We start from the raw sequence: 25,199 nt of genomic DNA on the forward strand, positions 1-25,199 counted from the left end.
GGATAGACTTAACGGTAAAAGCTTGGGACGGCGGCTGAAATTCCCCGTTGAAGGTAGGTAAAAGGAGGTACCCCTGGTTCGATTCAGTTGCCGTCCAGCGCGAGAATGATTCCCTCGACACCGAGGATTGCACCGGTTCCGGCATAGAGACCACGGCCTTTTTCGCTGACTCGGCGAATGCGCCCGTCTGCGTGCTGCAGGCGATAGTGCAGTTCAAAGTTGTTGCGCTCGGCGAGCGCCAGCTGGACCTGTTGCCATACGGTACCGGCATCTTCGGGGTGGATAAGGGCGCCGAAGCTCGGTCCGGTCTGGTTGATTAATGCCTCGGGGCAGTAGCCGGTAAGCTCCAGGCAACCGGCACTGACGTATTCCATGCTCCAGTCGTGGTTGTTACGGGCGCGGTAGAGCATGGCGGGCAGGCCGTTGAGCAGCTGTTCGAGACTGCGGTGGCTGGCATCGCGCAGCTGCTGCTGGCGCACTCGGGCACTGATATCGCGCAGCGTCAGGCTGACCGGCCAGGGGTTGCCGGCTGCCAGCGGGCGGGCCTGCAGTTCGCACCAGTACAGTTCGGCGTCTGAGCCAAGCAGGCGTAGCGACAGGGGCGCTGATACCTCGTTCGTGTTGAGCCTGGCGAAAAAACGCTGCCAGAGTGGCCGGTCGGCCGGATGCAGACAGTCAGAGAACAGGAAGCCGAGCCCGCGCGGGGTGTCGGCCCGCAGATAGTTCCAGCTGCGGTTGGCATATAACAGTCGTTCATCGGCATCGATGACCAGTACGGTTTCATCCAGGCTGTCGAGCAGCCTGTGTGGATCTATATCTTCCTGCACGTGGGGCCAGCAGCCGAATGCCCCGAAGTGTTCGCTCATGACTCAAGTTCCAGTTCAAATTCGGGATGGTTATGGACCCAGGCGGCGAGTTCCAGCCGAGTGTGCAGATTGAGCTTGCGCAGCAGTGCCTTGACGTAAACCTTGACCGTGCCATCGCTGATGCCCAGTTCCCGCGCGATCAGCTTGTTGCTAAGACCGCGGGCAATCAGCGCCAGCGTTTGATGTTCGCGCAGCGTCAGGTCTGCGCAGTGCTGGGGCTCGGTGCCGGTGGGCCTGTCTTGCGGGGCTTCACGTAATCCCAGTGTCAGGCGCTGCAGCGACTCGTCGTCCAGCGCGACCTTGCCTTCGAGCACCGCGTCCAGCCGTGTCAGGATCACGTCGGCGTCGGTTTCCTTTAACAGATAGCCATCGGCACCGGCGCGCAGCGCCTGCAGCAGGTGCTGGCTGTCGTCGGAGGCGGTCAGCAGCACGACGCGGATGCGATCGTTGAATGCCTTTACCTGCGGTAAAAGCTCAAGGCCGCCGATACCGGGCATCTGCAGATCCAGCAACAGCAGGTCCGGCTGCAGTACTTGCAGTTGCTCCATGACCGACTCGGCCTGGTCGAATTCGGCCAGCACCTGAAACCGGCCGCTGTCGTTCAGTAACTCGGCGACGCCGCGGCGAAAGAGGGGGTGGTCGTCTACCAGCACGACGCCGGCTCGGTTCTGCTTCATGGCTGTGGGCTCTTGTTAAGGTCGTCCAGTGACAGGGCTATTTCGATGCGCGTGCCGCCGCCCGGCCTGTCACCGATACGGTAGCTCGCGCCCATGCGGCGGGCCCGCTCCTGCATGATGCCCAGACCAAAACTGTCCGGGCGGGCCGCCAGGGTGTCTATGCCACGGCCGTTGTCGTCGATGCGCAGCACCAGACTGGCGCCTTGCGGACGCAGCAACTGAATGCGCACGTGGCTTGCATGGGCATGGCGCACGGCATTGCTTAACGCCTCGCGCACAATAAACAGCAGTTGCACCGCGGCTGCCTCTGGCAGGTCGAGCGGGTGGGAACGGTCGTCCAGTTCAAAAACCAGCGCGGAGCCCTGCTCGAACACCCGTACTGTGGATTCCAGTGCACTGTGCAGGTGCCCGCCGTCGAGTTCCAGGCGTGCACTGCCAATCAGTTCGCGGGTCTGGCGACAGGCGAGCCGGGTTTGTATTGCAAGATCGTCCGCCAATGACCGCAGCTCTGCATTCTCCTGCGCATGGGCCAGGGACTGCAGTTTCGAGGTCCGCAAGCGTAGATACCCCAGTACCTGGGTAACGGAGTCGTGCAGTTCGGCGGCGAACGCCCGCCTTTCGTCGCAGACGGCCCTGTCCCGCCAGTGTTGCTGCCGGTGCCAGATGCTCAGGCCGCGCTCAAGCGCCTGCTGCAGCGGTGCAATTTGCTCGGCAATCCTTTCAGTGCCCGGCAGCGGGCCCAAAAAATCGAGCAGCAGCCAGGCACTGTTTTCGGGGCCGGCCTGCAGGCGCAGGGCCTGCAACGGTGCGCCGCCACCGGGTCGGCGAAATGGCAGCAGCGCGGTTTCCTCGATGGCAGGGCCGCTGAGCTGGTAGGTGATGGCTGCGGCCAGGCCCGGTGCGGGCAGCGTTCGAGGGGCGTGAAACAGTCGCAGTGCAGGGCTTCCCGCAAACTGCAGGGCAACGTAAAGATTGCAGGCCGGCAGTTGTGGATTGCCGAGCGCCAGTGTCTGTTGCAGCGGCGCGAGCAGTGCCGGCAACTCGGCGGGCAGGTCTTCGCAGCCGGCGATTTCCAGTGCCAGCGATCCGACCAGTGATGCCGGCAGCAGGGGGGCCGCCGGGCGTGCTTGCACCTCAGGCGATGTGCGACTTGTGCCGATACGATGGATCCAGTAAGCCAGGCCTGTATTCACGCTGTTCATTCCTCCGCGCCGATCGCGCCTGGCTCCCTGTTTGTGGGGCGCCAGATGCCTGATTTGTCGCTGTTTTCGCAGCAGAATTCATGCCAGACAGCAAGGGTACCCCTTCGGAGGTACGTCTTAAGGCACATTGCCTGCGCAATCACTGTAGGTAAATATTTTTTATCGAAAGGAAATAACCAGTCGGCTCTGATCCTCACAGGTTCCAGTGCACCGGTTTGGCGAAGCACGCTGGCGCATGCGCCTAAATAAGGCGCGATTGGGCCGGGAAAACGAATCACGGAGGTTACGCATGAACAGTGGCTGGACAGGACCGGCAGTGCCGGTCAGCCGGCGTTACGCAGTGCCAGGGCAGCAGGCACTTTACCTGGAGCTGATGCCCGGGGAGCGCTTGCAGTTACGCAGCGAGGACGGCGAGCAGTGCTGCGAGCTGATTCCGTTCGATGCACAGGCCCGCGACACGCTTGTGCCGCTCCTGGGCGAAATGACGACTGCCGTGGCGGCACGCGCGCAGCTGGCCGGGGCGGGGCACTCGGCACGTGCATTGGGCGAGCAACTGGAACGCTGGCAGTTGAGGGACGAGCAGCTGGACCAGGCTTGGCACCTCGTGCCTTCGCAACTGCCGCTGACGCTTGCGCTGCCGCCAAAGGCATCTTCTGTGCGCGTGCTGGTGCTGGCGCCCGGTGTCGATATGCCGGTGGATGGGCAGATACCGGCCACCGGGCTGCAGCTTGAGGTCACCGGCGCGACTGCAGCGGCGCTGCCGCCACCGCTGGCCACACCGTTGCGCGAATTGCGTGTGCCACACAGCAGCGCCCGTGCCTACGAGGTAAAGGCGGGTGAGTGGATCCAGGTGATTGATGTTGCCGGCAAGCAGTGCTCGGACTTTGTTGCCTTTGACCGGGCGGCCCTGGAGGCGGGTGAGGAGCTGATGCTGGACGGCACGGCTACGCGCACGCTGGCCGGCACTGCGCTGCCGCAACCGGGCCTGTTTTCGCGTTTCTGTGACCAGCGGTTACGGCCGATGCTTGAAGTGGTGCAGGACACCGTTGGGCGCCACGACAGCTTTCTGCTCGCCTGCTCGCCGAAATATTACGAAGACAGCGGCTATTTCGGCCATTCCAGTTGCACTGACAACTTCAACCGGGCACTGGCCCCCTTTGGCATTGGGCCACGATTTGGCTGGCCGGCAATCAACTTTTTCTTCAATACCCGGGTGGAGCCGTGCGGAGCCATCGGCGTTGACGAGCCCTGGTCGCAACCCGGTGATTATGTGCTGATGCGGGCCCAGCGGGATCTGATCTGCGCCTCGTCCGCCTGCCCGGATGATATCGACCCGGCCAATGGCTGGTGTCCGAGCGATATTCATGTCCGCATTTATGGCGCCGAACACCGGTTCCCGCGGGCGATTGCCCACCGAATCCGACCCGAGGAACCTGCGCTGATGACCAGGCAAACCGCTTTTCACGACCCTGTAACCGCCCTGACCCGGCAGCTTGTCGAATACAAGGGGTACTGGCTTGCGTCCGCCTTTGATGGCTGGGGGGCCCGCGCCGAGTACCTCGCGTGCCGCGAACGCGTGGCGGTGATGGACCTGTCGCCGCTGCGCAAGTTCGAGGTGCTGGGGCCGGATGCCGAGGCGCTGCTGGATCTCGCGCTGACCCGCAACGTGCGCCGCGTGGCCGTGGGCGAGGTGGTCTATTCGGCGTTGTGCCAGGCCACCGGCGGCATGATCGACGACGGCACCCTGTTCCGCATGGGGCAGCAGGCGTTCCGCTGGATTTGCGGCGACCCCTACAGCGGCACCTGGCTGCGCGAGCTTGCCGTTCGGGAGGGCATGCGTGTCAGCGTGCGTGAATCCACCGACCAGCTGCACAACCTTGCCGTACAAGGCCCCGAGAGCCGGCGCCTGCTTGAGTCACTGATCTGGAACGCGGAAGCGCAGCCGTCGGTGACACAGCTGCGCTGGTTCCATTTCATGATCGGTCGCCTCGGCGGGCCTGAGGGTATCCCGCTGATGATTTCCCGCACCGGCTATACCGGAGAGCTGGGGTTCGAGGTCTGGTGTCATCCCGATCATGGCGCACAGCTGTGGGATTCGATCTGGCAGGCCGGTCAGCCGCTGGGCATCGCGCCGCTGGGGCTGGAGGCGCTGGATATGCTGCGCGTTGAGGCCGGGCTGATCTTTGCCGGCCACGAGTTCTGCCCTGAAACCAGTCCGTTCGAGGCCGGTATCGGCTTCACTGTTGCGTTGAAGACCAAGGAGACCGATTTCGTCGGCCGGGCGGCACTTGTGGCGCAGGCGCCGGCCAGTCGCAAGCGGCTGGTCGGGCTGCGGCTATACAGCGACGAGCCGGTGGCACACGGCGACCAGGTGTACAGCGGGCGCTTTCCGGTCGGAGTTGTCACCAGTGCCGTGCCGTCGCCGCTGCTCGGGTACCAGATCGCTCTGTGTCGGCTGGCCCCGGAGCACGCTGAAGCGGGCACTGAACTGGAGGTCGGGCAGCTGGACGGCCTGCGCAAGCGACTCAAGGCGGTGGTCGCGCCGTTGCCATTCCATGATCCGCAGCGCCTGCGGGTGCGCAGCTAAGCCGGTCGGGCGTCCATTCTGGTGCGCCCTGCTGATAAAGGCGCCGTTATGTAGCGCAGGTTGCATAGCGGGACACGGGTGCCCGCCCGGATTCAATCCGGCCTGGATCGACGGGGCTGCTCTTAATTATCAATGAAATTAACGGCTTATCGAAAAAAAGGGGTGCGAGGCGAGGGTGAATGATTGGAATAATCGGCATCTGGCATACACATTGCTTTTCCTGGTGGGAAATAAAATTTATCTAAAGGAATTTTAAGTCCGCTCCGGTTGGGCCTGAAAGCCGCCGGGAATGCCCTGAAACTGCTCATATTTTGATTCCATAAACGAGGATAAGGCTATGTCGCTGGAAACACTGCAAAGCACTTTCGAGATGCACCAGGCCATGAACGTGGAAGTGTTCTATTGGTGGTGCACCGCCATCATGTTCATGATCCACACCGGGTTCCTGGCGTATGAAATCGGCGCTTCGCGCGTCAAGAACGCACTGACGTCGGGAATGAAAAATATCCTCACGCTGTCGGTCATCATTCCGACCTTTTATTTCTTCGGCTGGTGGATCTATAACGCTTTCCCGGGCGGCCTGGTGCCGGGTGATGCAGCATCGTCATTGCCCTGGAGCCTGCACATGGGACCGGATGTGCAGGATATGGGCACGGGCATCTTCTTTGCGGCCTTTGCACTGTTCGGCGCCACAACCGGTTCGATCCTCTCCGGTGCGGTAATCGAACGCATTCGTCTGAGTGCCTTTCTTATTCTGGCGGCGATACTGGGGTCGGCCGTCTGGATCCTGGCCGCTGCCTGGGGATGGCATCCGCAGGGCTGGCTGCTGACTGAGCTGGGCTATCACGATGTCGGTGCCTCCGGCGTAGTGCATGCGGTGGCGGGCTTCTTCGCCCTGGGCGTGTTGCTGAACCTGGGCGCGCGCGTCGGCAAGTACGAAAACGGCACCCCAATGTACATTCCGCCCCATAACCTGCCCATGGCCCTGATCGGCCTGATGATGATTATCGTTGGCTTCTTCGGTTTCCTGGGCGGCTGCATCATCTTTAACGGTGGCGAGACTGGCTGGACCACCATCTATGGCAACCCGACCAACCTGTCTGCCTTTGGTTTCAATACCCTGATGGGCTTTGCCGGCGGCGTGATCGGCGCCTATCTGGCCTCCCGCGAGCCGTTCTGGACCATGTCCGGCGGCCTGGCCGGCATCATCACTGTGGCGGCTGGACTGGATCTCTACTACCCCGGCCTGACTTTCGTGCTGGCGGCCAGCGGCGGCGTACTGATGCCGATGATCGGTCGCAAGCTCGAGAAAATGGGCGTCGATGATGCGGTCGGCGCCGTCGCGGTGCACGGCTTCTGCGGTTTCTACGGCGTGGTGCTGGTCGGGGTTTTCGCAGCGGGCTTTCCAAACGTGGGCGAAGGCATGCCGTCCATCACCTTCAGCGGACAGGTCACCGGCGCCATCATCATGGCCCTCGTTGGCTTCATTCCGGGCTGGGGCATCTCCTGGGCGATGAAGAAATTCGGTGCGCTGCGGGTACCGCCGCAGGTTGAAGTGCTGGGTCTGGATCTGGTTGAAATCCCGGCCAGGCCCTACCCCGAATCGGTGCCGGCCCAGGCCATTGTCGAAAATACCCTGAAACCGGGCCAGGAAGTGGCCTGATGACCCGAGCCGGGTGGTGTTTGCATCACCCGGCTTTAATTCCTGCAATGAACCGGCGCCCTGCGCGCCACTGGAGACTGCGATGAATACAAGTCCGATTACCAGTTGGGAAGGCGTGTCCGCATACTTCACCTTTGCTGACAGCCCGACCGGCATCGCCATCAGCCTGGCTGCGGCGGTGGGGGTTTACCTGCTGCTGAACGCCACCATCATCCGTCACGAAAAGGCGTCATTCGACAAGCACAAGTAAGTGTATCCAGGTGTTCGGCCGCTCGGTCGGGCACCTGTGCTGCGCAACCGGTTGTAGTGGCCGGTTCCTGTTCAGATTTTCAGCTACATCGGCCCGGAACCGCTCGGCGGTTCCGACAGGCCTACTTTATTTCAAGGAGAATAACATGGCTCAATCCTGGCGATTTTCCGCGCTGGCTGACCGTCATCGCGCCCTGGGGTCCAACCTCGAAGACTGGAACGGCATGGGCACGGCCTGGACCTATAACAGCGAGCTGGCGGATGAGCATGAGGCGATTCGCACCCGTGCCGGCCTGATGGATGTTTCGGGCCTGAAAAAGGTGCATTACGTGGGGCCCCATGCCGAAAGCCTGCTCGAATACGCCACGACGCGCGATATCTCCAAGCTCTATCCCGGTAAGTCGGTGTATGCCTCCATGCTTAACGAGGCCGGTAAATTTGTCGATGACTGCATCGTCTATCGCACCGGGCCCAATGCGTTCATGGTGGTGCACGGTACCGGTAGCGGGCATGAAATGCTGGTGCGCTCGGCCCAGGGGCGCCAGGTAGCAATACTGTTTGATGACGATATGCACGACCTGTCACTGCAGGGGCCGCTGGCGGTGAATTTTCTCGCCGAGTACGTGCCGGGGATTCGCGACCTGCCGTATTTCCATCACCTGCAGACGCGGCTGTTTGACCGCCCGGTGATGATCTCCCGCACCGGCTACACCGGCGAGCGCGGCTACGAGATCTTCTGCAAGGCGGCCGACGCACCGGTTATCTGGGATTCGATTGTCGAGAAGGGACGGGCCATGGGGATTGTGCCCTGTTCGTTCACGGCACTGGACTGGCTGCGAGTCGAAAGTTCACTGCTGTTCTTCCCGTACGACAATTCAGAGATGTACCCCTTCGCCGACCAGCCGGCGGGCGACACGCTGTGGGAGCTCGGGCTCGATTTCACGGTCTCCAGGGACAAGACGGAGTTTCGTGGCGCAACGGAGCACTTCAGGCTCAAGGGCAAGGAGCGCTTCAGGATTTTTGGCGTCATGCTCGAGGGGGATCAGGCTGCGGAAGCCGGCGATACCCTGCATGTCGACGGCACGGAGGTCGGCGTGATTACCTGTGGCATGTATTCGCGCCTGACCGGCAAGTCGATGGCCATTGCCCGCATGAAGGTGGATTGTGCCGAGCAGGGCATGCCGCTGCAGGTGCAGGGCAGCCTCGACGTCGGCGCCATTGCCCATACGCTGCCCTTCGATGACCCGGAGAAAAAGAAGCGCACTGCCAGGGGCTGAGTTCATTCTTGCCCCCATCGAGCCCGAAGCATGTTGCGTGCGTCGGGCTTTTTATTGCGCGCACGTCAGAGTCACATTCCCGGCGGGCACGCCGGTCCTACGAGGGGAGAAGTCCCGCAGGCGCGGCGCCTCGCCGCGAACAGGCCTTGCGCGGTAGCGAAGGACGTTCCTTGCCGGAGCGCCGCTCCCAATCAAGGCCGTGCTTCCGTGCTTCCGTGCTTCCGTGCTTCCGTGCATCCGTTCACCGAACCCAACTCAATCCTCGTCGTAATGGATGACCGACAGCAGCTGGATCGGTACTTCGCGCAGCAATTCCGGTCCGTGCGGTACCTCGGCATCGAAGGAAAGGGCGTCACCGGGTTCCATCTCATAAAGATGGTTGCCGTGGCGGTACTGGATGCGCCCCTGCAGCAGGTAAATGAACTCCTGACCCGGATGCGAAAAGGTCGGGAACACCTCGGCGGCATCGTCCATGGTGATCAGGAAGGGCTCGTAACTTTTCTTTTTACCGCGATGGTAGCTCAGCAACTGGTAGGTGTGACCTTTCTCGGTACCGCGGCGCACCACCTCCATGCCTTCACCTGCCTTGACCAGCTGAGCACTGCCGGTGGGGCGGTCGTAGTCGCTGAACAGCTGCGAAATCGACAGTCCGATAGCGTCGCACAGGCGGTTGAGGGTATCGAGGCTGGTGGAGACCTGGGCATTTTCGATCTTGCTGATCATGCCCTGGCTGAGTCCGGCGATTCGCGCCACATCGGTGATCTTGAGCCCCTGTTCCGAGCGTTTCTGTTTCACCTTCATGGCGATGTACTGCTCCAGCTGGAGCTTCGGGTTCTGCGCTTCATTCATGATGACGTTGCTCTTTATCAGTGCAGCTCTGTGACAGGTTGGTGCATCTTTTCGGGCCTGTCGGGCTCGATTTCAGAGCAGCTGACCCGCTCTGCGTATTCCTCATGAGAAAAAATATTTCTTTATAGTAACCAAATCAACAGTTTAGGGCATCTTCGCATTTTTTGCCTGGAGCCTTTAAAAGTTGGCAAAGAGATTGCTTTATCTTTGGTAATAAAAATTTCCTGCTAAGAAAATTAGGAGCAAGCACATGGCTAACGATATTGAAAGTGCCCGCAAGTACCGCCTTACGATCTCCTGTCCCGATCGTGTCGGGATTGTCTCGACAGTGACGCAGTTTCTCTCCGCGCACAATGGCTGGATCAATGAGGCCCATCAGTTTGCCGATACTGAAACCTGCACCTTCTTCATGCGCTACGAAGTGCTGGCCGACTCGCTGCCGTTCGATCTCGAAACGTTGAAAGCGAAATTCGCGCCAGTTGCCAAAGAATTCGACATGCAGTGGCAGATTACCGATTCGTCGGTGAAAAAGCGCGTGCTGCTGATGGTCTCCAAAGAGGCGCACTGCCTGTCCGATCTGCTGTACCGCTGGCGCAGTGGCGACATGCCGTTCGAGATTCCCTGCGTGTTGTCCAACCACGATGATCTGCGTCCCTACGTGGAGTTCCACGATATTCCCTATATTCACCTGCCCGTGGACAAGGATAACAAGGAGCCGCATTTCCGGGCCATCAAGGAGCAGATTGCAGCGGCCGATGCCGATGTGATCGTGCTGGCGCGCTACATGCAGATATTGCCGGAAGACCTCTGCGAGCTTTACCCCTCAAGGATCATCAACATTCACCACAGCTTCCTGCCGTCCTTTATCGGCGCGCGGCCGTATCACCAGGCCGGCGTGCGCGGCGTCAAGCAGATCGGCGCGACCTGTCACTACGTGACCTCGGAACTCGATGGCGGCCCGATCATCGAGCAGGACGTGCATCGCGTGACCCATCACAACACAACCAGCGACATGGTGCGTATCGGCAAGGATGTCGAGAAGGCAGTGCTGGCCCGCGGCCTTCGGTACCACATCGAGGATCGCGTACTGGTGTACGGCAATAAAACCGTCGTTTTTGCCTGATAGCCGTTTAGTTTAACAGGAGAGCAACATGCCCTGGCGCTTATTGAAATACGGCCTGAAGAAGACGCATGACGAACCGCGTTTCTTTCCCGCAGCCAAACCGCTCAAATCCGGCTACGACGTCGTCATCATCGGCGGCGGCGGGCACGGCATGGCCTGCGCCTACTATCTGGCCAAGGAACATGGCATCACCAACGTTGCGGTGCTCGAGCAGGGGTATATCGGTGGCGGTAACACCGGGCGCAACACCACCATTGTGCGCTCCAACTACCTGACCCCCGAGGGCGTGCGGTTTTACGACACCAGCCTCAAGCTGTTCGAGGACCTGTCGGACGATTTCGATCTGAATATTTTCTATTCGACCCGGGGCCATTTCACCCTGGCGCACACCGACAGCGCGCTGCGCACCATGCGCTGGCGCGCCGAAGTGAACAAGCGCCACGGTATCGACAGCGAGGTGGTGGACCGCGAGTTTATCGCCCGCGAAGTGCCGTACATGGATCTTGACTGCGCCGGTCACAGTGCCGTGCAGGGTGCGCTCTACCATGCGCCGGGAGCGGTGGCGCGTCACGATGCGGTGGCCTGGGGTTACGCCCGTGGTGCCTACAACCGCGGTGTCGAGATTCACCAGAAAACCCGTGTCACCGAGATCCGTACGCAGGGCGACCAGGTGGTGGGTGTACAGACCGACCGCGGCTTTATCAGCTGCAACAGGGTGATCTCGATGGTGGCCGGCTCTACGCCCCGCATCACCGAGATGGTCGGGCTGCGCACGCCCATCGAGATCTTTCCGCTGCAGGCCTGCGTGTCGGAGCCGGTCAAGCCGTTCATGGATACCATCGTCGTCTCAGGCAGCCTGCACGTGTATGTCAGCCAGTCGTCCCGTGGCGAAATGGTCATGGGCGCTTCGGTGGACCCCTCGGTGCTGCACTCAACCCGCTCAAGCTTCGATTTCGTCGAGGGCCTGACCGACAAGATGCTGGACCTGTTCCCGTTCATGAGCCGCATGAAGGTCATGCGCCAGTGGGCCGGCATGAGCGACATCACGCCGGACTTCGCGCCGATCATGGGCAAGACACCGATTAAGGGTTTTTACCTCGATGGGGGCTGGGGCACCTGGGGCTTCAAGGCCACGCCCGTCAGTGGCAAGACCATGGCCTGGACAATTGCCCACGACAAGACACACGAACTGATCGAGCCCTTCCGGCTGTCCCGTTTCGCCGACTTCGACCTGGTCGGCGAGAAGGGTGCGGCATCGGTCGGGCACTGAGGAGGGGTTATGAAACTGTTCGATTGTCCCGTGATCGGCAAGCGCCCGATCAGTGAGTTCGATTACTGCGGCGAGGTACGCCGGCCGCCGCTGGATGCCGACGAGACGGCCTGGGCGGACTTTGTCTTCAACCGTAACGGCGCGCCCCAGGTGCTGCGCGAATGGTGGTACCACCGGCCGACCGGGCGCTGGTACATCATGGAGCGCGACACCCTGAAGGATGAAGTGCAGCGTTTTATTGACCCGCAGGAGGTGCGTTATGACATCCCGGCTTGATCCGCAACCGCTGGAATGGCTCGATCGCAACGAGACCTACCGTTTCACCTTTGAGGGCCAGGCCTATACCGGCTTTCGCGGTGACAGTGTGACCTCGGCGCTGCTGGCCTGTGGCCAGACGCTGCTGGGGCGCAGTTTCAAGTACCACCGTCCACGCGGTGCCCTGACACTGGCCAACCACGACGTCAATGCACTGATGCAGAGTGCGGACGCCACCAATATCCGCGCCGATGTGACGCCGCTGCAAGCGGGGCTGGATTTGCGGGCGTGCAACGTCAACGGCACGCTTGTAAACGATCGCGACCGCTTTATCGAGCGCCTGTCGGCCTTCCTGCCGGTGGGGTTTTACTACAAGACGTTCCACAAGCCCAAGCGCTTCTTCCCGTTCTGGGAGCGCAAGATCCGCGAAAAGGCGGGCCTTGGCAGCATTGATACCCGCTGGACGGCCAGGCGTCAGGCCAAGTCCTACGGCTTCTGCGACCTGTTGGTCATTGGTGCCGGCGCCTCCGGCATGCAGGCGGCGCTCACCGCGGCCGACGCCGGGCTCGATGTCGTGCTGGTGGATGAAAACCCCCGCATCGGCGGCAGCCTGGACTATCAGCTGGCGAACGACGCCGATGCGGCGCCCGTGCGCGAACGCCTTAAGACGGGCGTTGAGGGGCACGCCAATATCCGCGTGTTGCCGTCGCACTACGCCGCCGGCTGGTACACCGATCACTATGTGCCGCTGTCTGGGCCGACGGGCATCATCAAGATGCGCGCCGGCGCCGTGATCAGCGCCACCGGGGTAATGGAGCAGCCGTCGGTGTTCCGCTTTAACGACCTGCCCGGCGTGATGATGGCTTCCGGCGCGCAGCGCCTGATCGCCCGTCATGCGATCAGGCCGGGCAAGCGCGCGGTGGTGCTGAGCGCCAACGGCGAAGGCTATCGTGCCGCCTTGGACCTGCTGCAGGCCGGTATCGACGTGGCGGCGGTGGTGGATCTGGAACAGGGGGCCGAACGCGGCCACTGGGCGTCCCAGCTGGCAGCGGCGCGCATTCCGGTCATCGAGGGGCACGCGATCTACGAAGCCCAGGGCAAGGGGCGGTTGGAGCGCGTCATTGTTGCGCCGTTCGATGGCCATCGCTGCAACCCGGCAACCGCCCGCGAGATCCCCTGCGATCTGCTGCTGATGAGTGTGGGCTGGGCGCCCGCGTCACAGCTGCTCTATCAGGCCGGCGCCAGGCTGGCGTACGACGACACACTGCAGCAGCTGCTGCCACAGCAGTTGCCCGCCGGCATTTTCGCCTGCGGCCGCCTTAATGGCGCCTTCAGCCTCGAGCAGCGCCTGGCAGACGGCCAGCGTGCGGCAAAAGATGCCTGTGCCCATCTGCGCGGTGAAAGCCTGCAGCCGGATCTCGCAGCCTGTCGCGACACACGCGCACACAGCCACCCCTGGCCGATCATTGAACATCCCAGGGGCAAGAACTTCATCGACTTTGACGAAGACCTGCAGCTCAAGGATCTGGTCAACGCGGCAAAGGAAGGCTTTGACAATATCGAACTGATAAAGCGCTTCTCGACCATCGGCATGGGGCCGAGCCAGGGCAAACACAGCAACATGAACGGCATTCGAGTGCTGGCCTCGGTGATTGGTCGCAGCATCGACGAGACCGGATCGACCACGGCAAGGCCGATGTTCCATCCGGTGCCGGTCAGCGACCTGGCGGGACGCCGTTTTCGCCCCGAGCGCCTGAGCGCGCTGCATGATCGTCACTTGGGCCTTGGCGCGCAGATGATGGAAGCCGGCGCCTGGTTGCGTCCGGAGTACTACGGTATGCCGGACCAGCGCGAGCCGTCGATTCTGCGCGAAGTGCAGGCCGTGCGCACCGCGCTGGGCCTGATCGATGTCTCGACGCTCGGCAAGATCGAGGTGATGGGGCCGGATGCCGCCAAGCTGCTCGATGGCAGCTACACCATGCGCATGTCGACCATCAGAACGGGTATGACTCGCTACGCGCTGATGGTCGACGACAGCGGCGTGATCGTCGATGACGGCATCGTTGGCCGTGTGGCCGAGGATCGCTTCTATGTCACCGCCACCACCAGTCACAGTGAGGCCACCTACCGTACCCTGTCGCGCCATATCGTCGAGTGGGGTCTCGATGTCCGGCTGGTGAACCGCACCGGCGTGCTGGCGGCCATGAACCTGGCCGGTCCCCATGCCCGCCAGTTGCTGGCGCCGCTGACCGACATCGACCTTGCCGAAGACGCATTCCCTTATCTGGGCATGCGTGAAGGGCAGCTCTGCGGCATTCCTGTACGGCTGATCCGGGTCGGCTTCGTCGGCGAACTGGGTTACGAGATTCACCTGCCGGTTGATGCGGCCGCCACACTATGGGACCGCCTGATGAGCGCCGGTGCCGAATTCGGTATTCGTCCGTTCGGCGTTGAAGCCCAGCGCGTGCTGCGCCTTGAAAAGGGTCACATCATCGTCGGTCAGGACACCGATGGCCTGACCAATCCGTTCGAGGCCGCCATGGCCTGGGCCGTGCCGCTCAAGAGCAAGCCTTACTTTGTTGGCCGCCCATCGCTGGCGCTGCTGAAGGCGCGCTGCAGTCGCAAGCTTATCGGCTTTCGGTTGCCCAAGGGCTACAGCGGCGAAAGGCCCAAGGAGTGTCATCTCATTATCGAGAACGGCGAGATGGCCGGACGCATCACCAGCATCGCCTACAGCCCGAGTCTTGGGCAGCTGATCGGCTTGGCGATGGTTGACCTGCCGCTGGCCGAGGCTTCGCTGTCGCTGAGCGTCTGTGTCGACAGCGGCGACCTGATTCAGATCGAACCCTGCGCGCTGCCGTTCTACGACGCCGAAGGCAAACGACAAACCGCAGATCTTACGGAGGTGGCCTGATGGATTGCATGACTCGCACGACACCGCAGTACAGCCAGGGCAAAAGGTCCACGGCCGCAGATCTTACGGAGGTGGCCTGATGATCGCAACGAATGTAAGCGTGCGCGACGGGCTGGGCTGCTATCTGCTGACGGGGCCCGAGAGCGCCCAGGCCCTGGACGGTGCCGGACTGCCGGCACCGTCCCAGGTGATGAGTGCCCGAATGGAGCAGGGCGCGCTGGTTGCCCGTACCGGACGCGACGAATTCATGGCAATCCTGCCGTTGGATCGCCGCGCGCCCGAAGGCGACTGGTGCTTTCGTCGCTTCGACCGGGTGCTGGCGATCGATGGGGACTGGGTCGGCGTGATGGCCCAGTTGTGCCAGTTCGATTTTCGCACGCTGCAGCCCGGTGACTGGCTGATGAGTTCGGTTGCCGGCGTCAGCTGCTGGCTTTACCGCGACGGGGAGGTGCTGCTGATCGGCTGCGATCCCGGCTACGGCGCCTACCTCAGTGAAACGATTCAAACCGTGGTCGAAGACCTCGGCACTGCTTACCTAACAGGAGGTGCATCATGATGCCCGCAGAGATTGGAAAAATCATCACCGATACCAAGATCAAGTACGTGCTGGCCCAGTTCGTCGACATTCATGGCGTTGCAAAAACCAAATCCGTACCGGCACGTAACCTGATGGATGTCGTGGAGAAGGGGGCGGGCTTTGCCGGTTTCGCGGTCTGGGGACTGGGCATGGAGCCCCACGGGCCCGACTTCCTGGCCCGTGGCGATCTCAGCACCCTGAGCGCCGTGCCCTGGCAGCCGGGCTATGCCCGTATCGTCTGCGACGGTTATGTCAATGATGAGCCGCACCCTTACTGCAGCCGCGTGGTGCTGAAGCGCCAGCTGGCACGGCTGGAAAAGCGCGGCTGGACCCTGAACACCGGTCTTGAACCCGAGTTTTCGCTGTTCAGCCGCGGCCCCGACGGTGAACTGCTGCCGGTCGACAAGAGCGATACGCTGGACAAGCCCTGTTACGACTACAAGGGCCTGTCCCGTGCCAGCGAATTTCTCGAACAGCTGGTCGAGTCGCTGCAGGCGGTCGATTTCGACGTCTACCAGATCGACCACGAGGATGCCAATGGCCAGTTCGAGATCAACTATACCTACAGCGATGCGCTGACCTCGGCCGACCGCTTCACGTTCGTGCGCATGGCCGCCGGCGAAATCGCCAACAAGCTGGGCATGGTCTGCTCCTTCATGCCCAAGCCCGCCTCGAATCGCCCCGGTAACGGCATGCACTACCACCTGTCGATCACCGACAGGGATGGCCGCAACCTGTTCAACGACGACAGCGACGCCAACGGCATGGGCCTGTCGAAACTGGCCTACCACTTCACCGCCGGCATTCTGGCCCATGCCCCGGCGCTCTGCGCCCTGGCGGCACCGACCGTGAACTCCTACAAGCGCCTTGTCGTAGGTGGCAGTACCTCCGGGGCGACCTGGGCGCCGGCCTACATCTGCTACGGCGACAACAACCGCTCGGCGATGGTGCGCATTCCCTACGGCCGGCTCGAGTTCCGTCTGCCGGATTCAGGCTGCAACCCGTACCTGGTGCATGCGGCACTGATCGCTGCGGGTCTTGACGGCGTCGAGCGTGAACTGGACGCGGGCGAGCCGACCAACTTCAACCTCTATGGCAAGAGCCTCGAGGAGATTCAGGAGCTGGGCATCGGCATCTTGCCGCAGAACCTCGACCAGGCCCTGGATGCGCTCGAAGCGGACACGCTGTTCACCGACGCCATGGGGCCGGAGATCGTGTCGGAATTTATCAAGGTCAAGCGGGCCGAGTGGATCGAGTACAGCCGCCATGTGTCGGACTGGGAACTCAATCGCTACGCCGAATTTTTCTAATCGCGGTGCTGACAGTGTTTTTTCGAGGTAATCGACTATGTGTGGAATCGTAGGACTCTATTTGAAGAACCCGGCGCTGGAAAGCCAGCTGGGTGAACTGTTCGCACCGATGCTGATCGCCATGACCGACCGCGGTCCTGACAGCGCCGGCTTCGCCATCTACGGCGATGAGGTGGACGCGGGCTGGACCAAGCTGACGCTGCGTCACCCCGATGCTGATTTTGACTGGGAGGCGCTGGCTACCGCGGTGAAGACGTTGCTCAACGTCAACATCAGCTGGTTCCAGAATGCCAACGTGGCGGTTTTCAAGGTGGCCGCCGACGAAACACGGCTACGCACCTGGCTCGAGGCGCAGGCGCCCGAGGTGCTGATCCTGAGTGTTGGCCAGTCCATCGAGATCCTCAAGGAGGTTGGCCTGCCGGAGCAGATCGTCGACACCTTTAACCTGGCGGGCATGAAAGGCAGCCATATTATCGGCCATACCCGCATGGCGACCGAGTCGGCGGTGACCATGGAAGGCAGCCATCCGTTTTCCACCGGCATGGACCTGTGCCTGGTGCATAACGGGTCCCTGTCCAACCACAACCGCCTGCGCGATGTCCTCAAGCGTGAAGGCATCGCCTTCCAGACAGAGAACGACTCCGAAGTGGCAGCCGGCTACCTGGCCTGGCGCCTGCGCAACGGTGACAGCCTGAAGCAGGCGCTGGAAAACGCGCTCAAGGATCTGGATGGTTTCTTCACCTTCACCATCGGTACCCGCGACGGCTTTGCCGTGATGCGCGACCCGATTGCCTGCAAGCCTGCGGTGCTGGCTGAAACCGACGACTACGTGGCGATGGCGTCCGAATACCAGGCGCTGACGACGCTGCCCGGCATCGAGAATGCCCGGGTATGGGAGCCGGAACCGGCGACCTTTTACATCTGGGAACGTGGCAGCCACTGAGGGGAGAGAGAACGATGAAAACAATTGATCTGACAAGCAGCACCGTACGCGACCTCAACCAGGCGCTGCACGAGCAGGCCCTGGAGTGCACCGAGCGTGAATGGGCGGTGACCAACCCCAAAGGACAGCACAACCTGGCGGTGGGCCTGGATCAGAAGCTGGCGGTCGATATTCATGGCCACGCCGGATATTTCTGCGCCGGCATGAACAAGAAGGCGCACATCGTGGTGCACGGCAACGCCGGCCAGGGTCTGGCCGAGAATATGATGTCCGGCACCGTGCGGGTGAAGGGCGATGCCTCCCAGGCGGCCGGTGCCACGGCCCAGGGCGGCCTGCTGGTGATCGAAGGCAATGCCGGCGCGCGTTGCGGCATCTCGATGAAGGGCGTCGACATCGTCGTCAAGGGCAGCGTGGGTCACATGAGCTGTTTCATGGGCCAGTCCGGCTCCCTGGTGGTGTGTGGCGATGCCGGCGAGGCGCTGGGCGACTCCCTTTACGAGGTACATATCTACGTCAAGGGCGAGGTGAAGTCCCTCGGTGCCGACTGCATCGAGAAAGACATGCGTGCCGAGCATATCGAAGAGCTGAGCGGCCTGCTGAACCGCGCCGGTGTCGACGAGGATCCGGCGGCGTTTCGTCGCTACGGCTCCGCGCGCCAGCTGTATACGTTCAAGGTCGACAATGCATCTGCTTACTGAACAACGGGCTGAGAAAGCGACCTGCGTTGCCAGCGCTTTTACAGCCCGTTGATTTTGCATGATTGAGGATTTGGATATGAGCAATGACAACAGCGTAAAAACCGGCCTGCGTGAATCGGCAACCTTTGATCGCAACACCATGGCGGAGATTCGCCGTGCCGCCGACACCGGCATCTATGACATCCGCGGCTTTGGCGCCAAGCGCAAGCTGCCCCATTTCGACGACCTGCTGTTCCTGGGTGCCAGCATGTCGCGCTACCCGCTGGAAGGCTACCGCGAGAAGTGCAACACCTCGGTGACCCTGGGTGATCGTTTCGCCAAGAAGCCCATCGTGCTGGATATTCCGGTGACCATCGCCGGCATGAGCTTTGGTGCACTCTCGGCCAATGCCAAGGAAGCCCTGGGCCGTGGTGCCTCGATCGCCGGCACGTCCACCACCACCGGTGACGGCGGCATGACGCCGGAGGAGCGCGGCCAGTCGAAAAAGCTGGTGTACCAGTACCTGCCATCGCGTTACGGCATGAACCCGGATGACCTGCGCAAGGCCGACGCCATCGAAGTGGTGCTGGGGCAGGGCGCCAAGCCCGGCGGCGGCGGCATGCTGCTGGGTCAGAAAATCACTGACCGCGTGGCCCAGATGCGCAACCTGCCCAAGGGTATCGATCAGCGCTCTGCCTGCCGCCACCCGGACTGGACCGGTCCCGATGACTTGGCGATCAAGATCCAGGAACTGCGCGAGATCACCGACTGGCAGGTGCCGATCTACATCAAGGTCGGTGCAACCCGAACCTACTACGACGTCAAGCTGGCGGTGAAGGCCGGTGCCGATGTCATCGTCGTCGACGGCATGCAGGGCGGTACCGCGGCGACCCAGGACGTTTTTATCGAGCACGTCGGCATTCCGACCCTGGCGGCCATTCCGCAGGCCGTGCAGGCGCTGAAGGAAATGGGCATGCACCGCAAGGTGCAGCTGATTGTCTCCGGCGGCATCCGTAACGGTGCCGATGTCGCCAAGTGCATGGCGCTGGGTGCTGATGCCGTGGCCATCGGAACCGCCGCCCTGGTCGCGCTGGGCTGCAACGACCCTAGATGGGACGAGGAGTACCAGAAGCTCGGTTCGGCTGCCGGTTTCTACGACGACTACCAGGAAGGCAAGGACCCGGCCGGTATCTCGACCCAGGATCCCGAACTCATGAAGCGGCTCGATCCGGTGGAGGGCGGTCGCCGCCTGGCCAACTACCTGCGCGTGCTGACGCTCGAAGCCCAGACCCTGGCACGGGCGTGCGGCAAGAACGATCTGCGCAACCTGGAGCCGGAGGACCTGGTGGCCCTGACGGTTGAATCCGCCGCCATGGCACGGGTCCCGCTGGCGGGCACGAGCTGGATTCCCGGCCAGTCATTCTGAGGAGCCAGAGATGAATCAGCAGCTGAATATTGACGACAAACGGATCGATGGCAAGGCAGTCGCGGCGCAGTTGCGCCGCGATATTGCCGGCCAGGTCCGCGCCCGGCGCGAGGCTGGGCTTGCACCACCGGGACTCGCGGTGGTGCTGGTCGGGGAAGACCCGGCTTCAAAGGTCTACGTCGGCAGCAAGGTCAAGGCCTGCGCCGAGGCCGGCTTTGTTTCAAAGACCTATCGTCTGGAAGCCGACACCGGTGAGGCAGAATTGCTGGCACTGATCGATGGGCTCAATGCCGATGCCGAGATTCACGGTATTCTGGTGCAATTGCCGCTGCCACCGCAGATCGATGTGCAGGCGGTGATCGAGCGCATCGATCCGGCCAAGGATGTGGATGGCTTCCATCCCTACAACCTGGGCCGCCTGGCCGGCAAGGCGCCGACGCTGCGGCCCTGTACGCCCTATGGCTGCATGCGCCTGCTGAAAAATGCCGGCGTGGACTGCGTTGGCAAGAAGGCGGTGGTGATCGGGGCGTCGAACATCGTCGGCCGGCCAGTGGCGCTGGAGCTGCTGCTTGAGCGCGCCACTGTCACCGTCTGTCACAGCAAGACGGTCAATCTGGCCGATGAGGTGGCCCAGGCCGATATCGTCATTGCGGCGGTGGGTATTCCGGGCTTTATCAAGGGCAAGTGGATAAAGCCCGGCGCGGTGGTGATCGACGTGGGCATCAACCGTCTTGAGAGTGGCAAGCTGGCAGGGGATGTCGAGTACGACAGCGCGCAGCTCAGGGCGTCGAAGATCACCCCGGTACCCGGCGGCGTCGGGCCCATGACCATCGCCTGCCTGCTGCAGAACACGCTGGAGGCCTGCGAAGCGGTGGAAGCGTCGTTGTTGCACTGAGCAAATGCTGCACTGAGCAAAGCCGCCCCCCGAAGATCCGGTGGGCGGCTTTTCTGTTGCAGCGCCGATTTTCAGGCAAGCCCGGCGGCGTAACACCATCGGTGCCGGCGACATTCTCGGTGCTGAACAGAGGCCCCATGATGGGTTACACGTCGCACGGGCGGCATCAGGCGCTGATATGCAGTGCCCAGGCGTCGTTCCACCCATCCTGCCTGATGTGAGCGGTTGTCCGGGTTAGCACGACATCAGGTGCAGAAACCGTACGATGGGCTACAGGCCGCACGGGCGGCATCGGGCGCTGATATTCACTGCCCAGGCGTCGTTCCACCCATCCTGCCTGTGTGCGCGGATTTCCGGGTTAGCGCGACATCAGGTGCAGAAACCGTAGGATGGGAGAAGCGATGACGCTGGTGCCGCTTGAGGTTTTCGCGGAATGTGCGCATCGCGTAGCCCATCAATGTCGCCAGTTTTAGTGCAGGTTCGCTACCCGAACAAACGGAAAAACCGCACGCCGGGTGGCCGGCGTGCGGTTTTTGTTAGCGGGGCCGGCCCCTATTTATGCTGCTTGAATGCTTCGTTTTCGTGCTTGATGATCGAGCGGATCAGCCCGACCACGATCACCGTGGCGCCGGCGACGAAGAGTCCCAGGGCCATTGGGTTGTCGGCGAAAGTGAAGTAGGCGCTGACGTTTTCCCAGGTGGTAATGGAGGTTCCCATGATCAGGCTCCCTGCAGTTCAGTGTTGGCCAGTTTGTTCGGCACGTCGCTGGCGGCAATCGCCGGGACGCCCGCTTCCGGGTAAGGCTTGGCAAGGATCTCGACTTCGTCGATGCCGAGCTCTTCGCACTTCTCAGGTACCCGCAGCATGTTGAGCTTCTTCAGCAGCAGCGACAATCCGTAGCCCGGCAGGAAGCCGAGCGCAATCATCACGCCGGCAGAGGTCAGCTGGCCCATGAAGCTGATCGGCGGCAAGCCGTTGACGTTGGGTGTACCGGCGGCGAACACGCCGACCAGAATCACGGCAACAACACCGGTGAATCCGTGCACGGCGACCGCACCAACGGCATCGTCAATACCGAGGTTTTCCAGCAGTTTGGCGAAGTAGACTGCGGCGACACCCATGCAGGTGGCGATGATGAACGCCAGCCCCGGGTCGTACAGATCCAGGCCCGCGGCCACGGAGATGATGCCGACCAGGCCGCCGGACATGGTCCAGAACGGGTCGCGGGTGGCAACGTAGCAGCCGATGATGCCGCCGGAAAAGCCCATCAGGGTATTGAAGGCAAACGCGGACAGGTTGGTCGGGTTACCGTAGATGGTGGTCCAGCCGGTGTCGCCGCCGTTGAAGATGATGCAGCCACCGAGAAAGCCGAAGAAGCCGACGATGATCAGCATCAGTCCGATCAGGGTCATCGGCAGGCTGTGCGGCGAGATGGTCTGCGCCACGCCGTCGATAAACTTGCCTTTGCGCGCACCCAGGTTGAGCAGAACGCCAAGGGTGAAGAAACCGGCAATGGCATGCACCACACCGGACGCGCCCACGTCGTGGTACCCAAGCTTAGTCAGCAGCCAGCCATCAGGATGCCAGCCCCAGGCCCCGCCCAGAATCCAGACCCCGCTGCCGAGTACGATGGTCAGGATAAGGAAAGCGCTGACGCGAATACGCTCGATCACGGCGCCCGACAGAATCGAGCCGGTGGTGGCACCAAAGAGTGCAAAGGCGGCCCAGAACACGCCGGTGCCCAGGTCCTTGGCATCGGGGCCCATGCTCTGCGACCAGGGCAGTGCGGCCGACGCCTCGGCGGGAATGAATCCGCCCGGGAAGGCGTTGTAGATCCACCAGCCGAACAGGTAGAAGGTTGGGATGATCACCACCAGGGCGAGAATGTTCTTGATGCCGGCGGCCAGCGCGTTCTTGCTGCGCGAAGCACCCATCTCGTAGGCCAGGAAGCCTGCGTGAATCAGGAACATAATGGCGGTACACCACCAGTAGAACACTTCCATGTTCATGGACTGGTGCATTTCGAAAATCGCTTGCTGGGCATCAAGCGCTGCCTGCAAGGACTCCAGGGTTGGCGTTTCAGACATGGTTGTTTCCTCGTCTTTAGCAGTGGGAAAGGTTGGGGAGCAGAAAATTAGTGGCGGCTTTTGCGCCTTCGATAACAGGGTCTTGCGAGCGGTCTTTGAGCTGTACGCCGGAGAGCCGGCGCTGGCGTGATTCCTTGAGCAGCAAGGTCAGTTTGTGCACCGCATCGCCGTAGATCAGCCCTGCCTTGCGTACATTGGATATGCAGTTGCGGCTGGCGTCGGTCAGTCCGACACGCGGCGCCCAGGTCATGTAGAGCCCCAGGCTGTCGGGCGAACTCAGGCCCGGCCGCTCGCCCACCAGGACCAGGGTGGTACGGGCATTGAGCAGTTCGCCCACCTCATCGCCGACAGCAACCCGGCCCTGGCGCACGACGGTCAGCGGTGCGACGCTCCACTCTTCGCTGTCATGTTTGAGTGCGCTCAGCAGTGCGGTGAGAAATGGCAGGGTGTTTTCGCTGATTGCGCGGGAAGACAGGCCATCGACAATCGCGATCGACAGGTCGAACCCGCTCGAGAGACTGGAGGCGCAGTCACGCAGGGCTTCGGCCGAGGTTTCATCCAGCCTGCGCCCAAGGTCAGGGCGTTGCAGGTAGGTGGGGCGATCTGGCGCTCGGCTATGCACCTGGAGTGTTTCGCCCAGGTTATAGGCCTGGGCCAGCGGCGCGAGCTGTGCCTCCAGCGCTGCCGTGTCCAGTGCCTGGTGTACTGCATCCTGGGCCTGGGCATGGGCCAGCTGGAAGTCAAGCAGGGCGGCGGTGGGAAGACTCACCCCGGCCCGCCCCAGGCCGATGCGCGCATCGGTATGGACGCGCAGTGCCTGCCACGCATTGGCGGTAACGAACCCGGCCTGTTTTCGCTGGCTCATTGCATGTCTCCCTGCAGGGCCCGCGCGAGCGAGCCTGCGAAGGACGGCGGCATGCCCGCATTGGGGGTGAAACGCCCGGCATCCTGGAAAATCTGCATGCGTGTGAGCCAGTGCCCGAACTCGGGGGCCGGGCGCAAACCCAGGGCGCGGCGGGCGTAGAGCGCATCGTGGAACGAGGTGGTCTGGTAGTTCAGCATGATGTCATCGGAGCCGGGGATGCCCATGATGAAGGTACAGCCGGCCACGCCCAGCAGGGTGAGCAGGTTGTCCATGTCGTTCTGATCCGCCTGGGCGTGGTTGGTGTAGCAGATATCGCAGCCCATCGGCAGGCCAAGCAGCTTGGCACAGAAGTGATCTTCCAGGCCCGCGCGGATGATCTCCTTGCCGTTGAACAGGTACTCGGGGCCGATGAAGCCGACCACGGTGTTCACCAGCAGCGGCGAGAACTTGCGCGCCACCGCGTACGCGCGGGTTTCACAGGTTTGCTGATCCAGGCCATGGTGAGCATTGGCGGAGAGCGAGCTGCCCTGGCCGGTTTCGAAATACATCACGTTATTGCCCACGGTACCGCGCTTGAGCGACAGGGCGGCGTCCTGGGCTTCTGCCAGGGTCGCGAGGTTGAAGCCGAAACTGCTGTTGGTGGCCTCGGTACCGCCGATCGACTGGAACACCAGGTCTACCGGTGCGCCTTTTTCCATGGCCTCCAGCGTGTTGGTGACATGGGTGAGGACGCAGGACTGGGTCGGAATGCCGTACTCCTGTATCACCCCGTCCATCATCTTCATCAGCTTGATCGCCTGGGCCAGGTTATCGGTCGCCGGGTTGATGCCGATGACCGCGTCGCCGTTACCGTAGAGCAGGCCGTCGAGGATACTGGCGGCGATGCCGGTAACGTCATCGGTGGGGTGGTTGGGTTGCAAACGCGTCGAAAGATGACCGGGCAGGCCGAGCGTATTGCGAAACGCCGAAGAGACATGGCACTTCTGTGCCACCAGGATCAGGTCCTGGTTGCGCATCAGCTTGCACACGGCGGCGGCCATCTCCGGTGTAATGCCGGGGCGTAGCGCGATCAGGCGCTCGATGCTGGCGTCGTCGCTGAGCAGCCAGTTGCGAAAATCACCCACGGTCAGGTGGCTTATCGGCGCAAAGGCGACGGGGTCGTGGTCGTCGATGATCAGGCGGGTGACCTCATCCTGCTCGTAGGGGATGAGCAGGTCCTGCAGGAACTGCTGCAGCGGAACATCGGCCAGCACCCGCTGTGCCACGGCGCGTTCTTCGGCCGATTCGGCCGCGACACCGGCCAGCCGGTCGCCGGAGCGCTCGGGCGTGGCTTTGGCCATCACATCGGCGAGATCGCGAAAACCGTAGGTGCGGGTGCCAAGCACGTAACGGTAAGCGCTGCGTGCGGGTCGGGTTGGGTGTGGATCGGCAACCATGCGTTTACCTTTATGTCTAACCCCGCCAGAGGATATGGCGGGAATGGTTTT

The 25,199-nt window shown here is 62.2% G+C and carries 22 protein-coding genes; 14 read left to right on the forward strand and 8 right to left on the reverse strand.

The window, feature by feature from the left end:
* Positions 1–83: 83 nt before the first annotated feature.
* From F451_RS0107735 to F451_RS26650, 3 genes are read right to left on the reverse strand one after another with little or no spacing between them, the layout of a single operon-like run.
* Positions 84–866: a PAS domain-containing protein gene (locus F451_RS0107735; RefSeq protein WP_020680786.1), complete on the reverse strand. Its 783-nt coding sequence runs from the start codon at positions 864–866 to the stop codon at positions 84–86.
* Positions 863–1,543, reverse strand: a complete 681-nt coding sequence (locus tag F451_RS0107740) for a response regulator (protein ID WP_020680787.1) — start codon at positions 1,541–1,543, stop codon at positions 863–865. Before F451_RS0107740 ends, F451_RS0107735 begins: the two co-directional genes overlap by 4 nt.
* The gene (locus tag F451_RS26650; RefSeq protein WP_169434469.1) at positions 1,540–2,736 is read right to left on the reverse strand and encodes a sensor histidine kinase; all 1,197 of its coding nucleotides are present in this window, start codon (positions 2,734–2,736) and stop codon (positions 1,540–1,542) included. The genes F451_RS0107740 and F451_RS26650 overlap by 4 nt, the downstream gene beginning before the upstream one ends.
* Positions 2,737–3,034: 298 nt before the next feature.
* Here F451_RS26650 and F451_RS0107750 point away from each other — a divergent pair, with 298 nt between their 5' ends.
* The 4 genes from F451_RS0107750 (at position 3,035) to F451_RS0107765 (ending at position 8,521) form a co-directional block, all read left to right on the forward strand.
* Positions 3,035–5,332 carry a DUF1989 domain-containing protein gene (locus F451_RS0107750; protein ID WP_020680789.1) on the forward strand — a complete coding sequence of 766 codons (2,298 nt, stop codon included), beginning with the start codon at positions 3,035–3,037 and terminating at the stop codon, positions 5,330–5,332.
* Positions 5,333–5,669: 337 nt separating this feature from the next.
* On the forward strand, positions 5,670–6,995 hold the full coding sequence (locus F451_RS25050; protein WP_020680790.1) for an ammonium transporter: 1,326 nt from the start codon (positions 5,670–5,672) through the stop codon (positions 6,993–6,995).
* Between the two features lie 82 nt (positions 6,996–7,077).
* Positions 7,078–7,245: a hypothetical protein gene (locus tag F451_RS28070; RefSeq protein ID WP_020680791.1), complete on the forward strand. Its 168-nt coding sequence runs from the start codon at positions 7,078–7,080 to the stop codon at positions 7,243–7,245.
* A gap of 145 nt (positions 7,246–7,390) precedes the next feature.
* A complete protein-coding gene (locus F451_RS0107765) occupies positions 7,391–8,521 on the forward strand; it encodes an aminomethyl transferase family protein (protein ID WP_020680792.1) in 1,131 nt (376 codons plus the stop codon).
* 255 nt (positions 8,522–8,776) lie between these two features.
* Here the strand turns inward: F451_RS0107765 and F451_RS0107770 are convergent, their stop codons facing one another.
* Entirely contained in the window at positions 8,777–9,370 is a 594-nt protein-coding gene (locus F451_RS0107770) for a helix-turn-helix domain-containing protein (RefSeq protein ID WP_020680793.1), read from the reverse strand.
* A gap of 250 nt (positions 9,371–9,620) precedes the next feature.
* On the opposite strand from F451_RS0107770, the gene purU reads away from it, so the two are divergent.
* The 10 genes from purU (at position 9,621) to folD (ending at position 20,760) form a co-directional block, all read left to right on the forward strand.
* Positions 9,621–10,493, forward strand: coding sequence for a formyltetrahydrofolate deformylase (gene purU, locus F451_RS0107775; RefSeq protein WP_020680794.1), 873 nt, complete (start codon positions 9,621–9,623; stop codon positions 10,491–10,493).
* A 28-nt stretch (positions 10,494–10,521) separates the two neighbouring features.
* A complete protein-coding gene (locus F451_RS0107780) occupies positions 10,522–11,763 on the forward strand; it encodes an FAD-dependent oxidoreductase (protein ID WP_020680795.1) in 1,242 nt (413 codons plus the stop codon).
* Between the two features lie 9 nt (positions 11,764–11,772).
* Positions 11,773–12,039: a sarcosine oxidase subunit delta gene (locus tag F451_RS0107785; RefSeq protein WP_020680796.1), complete on the forward strand. Its 267-nt coding sequence runs from the start codon at positions 11,773–11,775 to the stop codon at positions 12,037–12,039.
* Positions 12,023–14,932 carry a 2Fe-2S iron-sulfur cluster-binding protein gene (locus tag F451_RS0107790; RefSeq protein ID WP_020680797.1) on the forward strand — a complete coding sequence of 970 codons (2,910 nt, stop codon included), beginning with the start codon at positions 12,023–12,025 and terminating at the stop codon, positions 14,930–14,932. Before F451_RS0107785 ends, F451_RS0107790 begins: the two co-directional genes overlap by 17 nt.
* 79 nt (positions 14,933–15,011) lie before the next feature.
* Positions 15,012–15,488, forward strand: a complete 477-nt coding sequence (locus tag F451_RS0107800) for a hypothetical protein (protein WP_020680798.1) — start codon at positions 15,012–15,014, stop codon at positions 15,486–15,488.
* Complete coding sequence (gene glnT, locus F451_RS0107805) at positions 15,485–16,819, forward strand: type III glutamate--ammonia ligase (protein ID WP_020680799.1); 1,335 nt, start codon at positions 15,485–15,487, stop codon at positions 16,817–16,819. Before F451_RS0107800 ends, glnT begins: the two co-directional genes overlap by 4 nt.
* A 37-nt stretch (positions 16,820–16,856) precedes the next feature.
* Positions 16,857–17,762, forward strand: a complete 906-nt coding sequence (locus F451_RS0107810; RefSeq protein WP_026291597.1) for a class II glutamine amidotransferase — start codon at positions 16,857–16,859, stop codon at positions 17,760–17,762.
* A gap of 14 nt (positions 17,763–17,776) precedes the next feature.
* Positions 17,777–18,460, forward strand: a complete 684-nt coding sequence (locus F451_RS0107815; RefSeq protein ID WP_020680801.1) for a GltB/FmdC/FwdC-like GXGXG domain-containing protein — start codon at positions 17,777–17,779, stop codon at positions 18,458–18,460.
* 76 nt (positions 18,461–18,536) lie between these two features.
* On the forward strand, positions 18,537–19,865 hold the full coding sequence (locus F451_RS0107820; RefSeq protein ID WP_020680802.1) for an FMN-binding glutamate synthase family protein: 1,329 nt from the start codon (positions 18,537–18,539) through the stop codon (positions 19,863–19,865).
* A 10-nt stretch (positions 19,866–19,875) separates the two neighbouring features.
* A complete protein-coding gene (folD, locus tag F451_RS0107825) occupies positions 19,876–20,760 on the forward strand; it encodes a bifunctional methylenetetrahydrofolate dehydrogenase/methenyltetrahydrofolate cyclohydrolase FolD (RefSeq protein ID WP_020680803.1) in 885 nt (294 codons plus the stop codon).
* Between the two features lie 552 nt (positions 20,761–21,312).
* Here the strand turns inward: folD and F451_RS28075 are convergent.
* The 4 genes from F451_RS28075 to F451_RS0107845 are packed head-to-tail and all read right to left on the reverse strand — an operon-like array spanning position 21,313 to position 25,148.
* Positions 21,313–21,477, reverse strand: coding sequence for a hypothetical protein (locus F451_RS28075; protein ID WP_020680804.1), 165 nt, complete (start codon positions 21,475–21,477; stop codon positions 21,313–21,315).
* A gap of 2 nt (positions 21,478–21,479) precedes the next feature.
* On the reverse strand, positions 21,480–22,847 hold the full coding sequence (locus F451_RS0107835; RefSeq protein WP_020680805.1) for an ammonium transporter: 1,368 nt from the start codon (positions 22,845–22,847) through the stop codon (positions 21,480–21,482).
* Positions 22,848–22,863: 16 nt separating this feature from the next.
* Positions 22,864–23,712 (reverse strand): ethanolamine ammonia-lyase subunit EutC, encoded by an 849-nt coding sequence (gene eutC / locus F451_RS0107840; RefSeq protein ID WP_020680806.1) that lies wholly within the window; start codon positions 23,710–23,712, stop codon positions 22,864–22,866.
* A complete protein-coding gene (locus tag F451_RS0107845; protein ID WP_020680807.1) occupies positions 23,709–25,148 on the reverse strand; it encodes an ethanolamine ammonia-lyase subunit EutB in 1,440 nt (479 codons plus the stop codon). The genes eutC and F451_RS0107845 overlap by 4 nt, the downstream gene beginning before the upstream one ends.
* Between the last annotated feature and the right edge of the window lie 51 nt (positions 25,149–25,199).

Origin of the sequence: Marinobacterium rhizophilum DSM 18822 (genome assembly GCF_000378045.1) — a bacterium.
Taxonomy (GTDB): Bacteria; Pseudomonadota; Gammaproteobacteria; order Pseudomonadales; family Balneatricaceae; genus Marinobacterium_A; species Marinobacterium_A rhizophilum.

Bases quoted from the DNA above. Each gene is read 5' to 3' on its own strand.
- F451_RS0107735 (WP_020680786.1), bottom strand. From the start codon at position 866: ATGAGCGAACACTTCGGGGCATTCGGCTGCTGGCCCCACGTGCAGGAA.
- F451_RS0107740 (WP_020680787.1), bottom strand. From the start codon at position 1,543: ATGAAGCAGAACCGAGCCGGCGTCGTGCTGGTAGACGACCACCCCCTC.
- F451_RS0107750 (WP_020680789.1), top strand. From the start codon at position 3,035: ATGAACAGTGGCTGGACAGGACCGGCAGTGCCGGTCAGCCGGCGTTAC.
- F451_RS25050 (WP_020680790.1), top strand. From the start codon at position 5,670: ATGTCGCTGGAAACACTGCAAAGCACTTTCGAGATGCACCAGGCCATG.
- F451_RS28070 (WP_020680791.1), top strand. From the start codon at position 7,078: ATGAATACAAGTCCGATTACCAGTTGGGAAGGCGTGTCCGCATACTTC.
- F451_RS0107765 (WP_020680792.1), top strand. From the start codon at position 7,391: ATGGCTCAATCCTGGCGATTTTCCGCGCTGGCTGACCGTCATCGCGCC.
- F451_RS0107770 (WP_020680793.1), bottom strand. From the start codon at position 9,370: ATGAATGAAGCGCAGAACCCGAAGCTCCAGCTGGAGCAGTACATCGCC.
- purU (WP_020680794.1), top strand. From the start codon at position 9,621: ATGGCTAACGATATTGAAAGTGCCCGCAAGTACCGCCTTACGATCTCC.
- F451_RS0107780 (WP_020680795.1), top strand. From the start codon at position 10,522: ATGCCCTGGCGCTTATTGAAATACGGCCTGAAGAAGACGCATGACGAA.
- F451_RS0107785 (WP_020680796.1), top strand. From the start codon at position 11,773: ATGAAACTGTTCGATTGTCCCGTGATCGGCAAGCGCCCGATCAGTGAG.
- F451_RS0107790 (WP_020680797.1), top strand. From the start codon at position 12,023: ATGACATCCCGGCTTGATCCGCAACCGCTGGAATGGCTCGATCGCAAC.
- F451_RS0107800 (WP_020680798.1), top strand. From the start codon at position 15,012: ATGATCGCAACGAATGTAAGCGTGCGCGACGGGCTGGGCTGCTATCTG.
- glnT (WP_020680799.1), top strand. From the start codon at position 15,485: ATGATGCCCGCAGAGATTGGAAAAATCATCACCGATACCAAGATCAAG.
- F451_RS0107810 (WP_026291597.1), top strand. From the start codon at position 16,857: ATGTGTGGAATCGTAGGACTCTATTTGAAGAACCCGGCGCTGGAAAGC.
- F451_RS0107815 (WP_020680801.1), top strand. From the start codon at position 17,777: ATGAAAACAATTGATCTGACAAGCAGCACCGTACGCGACCTCAACCAG.
- F451_RS0107820 (WP_020680802.1), top strand. From the start codon at position 18,537: ATGAGCAATGACAACAGCGTAAAAACCGGCCTGCGTGAATCGGCAACC.
- folD (WP_020680803.1), top strand. From the start codon at position 19,876: ATGAATCAGCAGCTGAATATTGACGACAAACGGATCGATGGCAAGGCA.
- F451_RS28075 (WP_020680804.1), bottom strand. From the start codon at position 21,477: ATGGGAACCTCCATTACCACCTGGGAAAACGTCAGCGCCTACTTCACT.
- F451_RS0107835 (WP_020680805.1), bottom strand. From the start codon at position 22,847: ATGTCTGAAACGCCAACCCTGGAGTCCTTGCAGGCAGCGCTTGATGCC.
- eutC (WP_020680806.1), bottom strand. From the start codon at position 23,712: ATGAGCCAGCGAAAACAGGCCGGGTTCGTTACCGCCAATGCGTGGCAG.
- F451_RS0107845 (WP_020680807.1), bottom strand. From the start codon at position 25,148: ATGGTTGCCGATCCACACCCAACCCGACCCGCACGCAGCGCTTACCGT.